Genomic DNA, 1,704 nt, shown 5'->3' on the forward strand with positions numbered 1-1,704 from the left:
GCTGATAGACTGTGCGTACCGCAATACCACAAACCTGTTCACTACCGATTGAAAAGTAGTCGATTCAGGAACTTCAATTCGTTTATGATTCGCATACGCGACACCGGATGTTACAACGTATTCACCGGTGTTCATTCCTTTCCCAACCGATAGTCCGCGCACGATACCATCGCCAACCATGTCGGATTGCAGGGACGATAACGCTTCCTCGATACCATTATGTTGATATTCGAGATCTTCGATGGTCGGTTTGATACCGGAGAAGTATAACAGTTTCTTCATTTACTCAGTCCATAAACACAATCTGTGCCCGGGTATGCGCCGGTTTGAATTCATAAATCGCTTGTTGCAATTGTTCACGTCGGTGTTCCGGTAATCCATTTCTTCCGACACTCACCGCAAAACAGAAATTCCACACAAGCTCACTAGCACGGTAGACGCGATTCTGCCGATACTCTTGGTATTCTTCCTTTTGAGCATCACCAGATGAAAACAGATGCGTAAGATTTATCTCCGCTTCGAGTGGCTGATCGGCACGCGATAGGAGGATGAGTCCCTGGCTGTCAGCATAGCTTTCGACGATCTCCCGGCAGATAAATCCATGTGATTCGATCAGTGTTTTCAAACCCGGCTTAGTACCATTCCACCGGCAAAGATTCGTCCAGTCGGTGAGCCGATCTGCCAGTAATTCATTCGATTCATCGGGATATCTGCGCGTTGATTTTCCTAATGCAATCTCATCGAGATCATTACTACGTTCGAGTTGCTGGTAGTAACTGTTACCGGATTCAATCGTCTGAGCATACCACGACAATCGCATGCGCCGGATATCAGATTTCAAATCGTCGAGCAATTCACCGATTGCAGTCAGCAGTCCGTACAAAACACTTTGTTTGGTGTCCTTCTGTTTGCGGATACCGGGCAGTAGCATCCAGAGAAAATCTCCAATGGCGCTCATGCGTAGAAATTCTCCCTGCGAAGTGCCAGTACCTCATCACCATTTGTCGATTCCACTGGTTCGGTTATGATTCCAGTGTCCTGATAGCTGCGACCCTTTAGAAAGTGTTCAACTGTCAGCGTACCCAGCTCCAGAAACTCGGTTGGACCGCATATTAAATCAGATTGTGGTTGTTCAATGTGAACATTGTAGACACCATCGATGCAAAGAATTGCTTGCAATAATCGGGCAACTAAGAGTCCTTCACCAAGCAGCAATTTGCTGGTATGTATTGCCACAATCTGACTGACAGTCGTATCAATTCGATCACGGTCGGCGCTGCTTAACCGCCACACTTTTACCGAAACATTTACTGTGCGCTTGCTAGGTCCGACAACTCGCACATCGCTGGTAAGGGGTTTCCGCTGCCGCAGATAGATCAATACATCGGACAATAGTTGCGAAGTTGGCATGCCATCCACACCAAGCACCACAACTCCAACGGTGCCAGGTCCGAACGGAAAATCGTCGAGGATCTGGGCAGCTCGAACGCCAGGAACTGACAATGCCCATTGCTCGTAAGCGGCACGATTGCCACCGACACCAAGTGTCTGCCATGCCAGTTGTACCCGCTTGCGAAGGGCGTCATCGGTCTCGCGATCAGATCCTTCGCGATAGAGTGCTTGCACCGGTTTATCATTCGCTTCGAAATTCTCATTGACGGCACTGGTAACGCCGGAGATCGAACTAACAATTCGAATAACGGT

At 48.4% G+C, this 1,704-nt stretch carries 3 protein-coding genes; all 3 read right to left on the reverse strand.

Annotated elements, in window-relative coordinates:
* Positions 1-282: hypothetical protein (locus OEM52_15155; protein ID MDK9701470.1), on the reverse strand; the 282-nt coding region annotated here is incomplete at its 3' end.
* 4 nt (positions 283-286) lie between these two features.
* Positions 287-958, reverse strand: coding sequence for a hypothetical protein (locus OEM52_15160; protein ID MDK9701471.1), 672 nt, complete (start codon positions 956-958; stop codon positions 287-289).
* A partial coding sequence (locus OEM52_15165; GenBank protein MDK9701472.1) for a baseplate J/gp47 family protein occupies positions 955-1,704 on the reverse strand: 750 nt, incomplete at its 5' end. The genes OEM52_15160 and OEM52_15165, both read right to left, overlap by 4 nt.

It is taken from the genome of bacterium (assembly GCA_030247525.1).
Taxonomy (GTDB): Bacteria; Electryoneota; JAOADG01; order JAOADG01; family JAOADG01; genus JAOTSC01.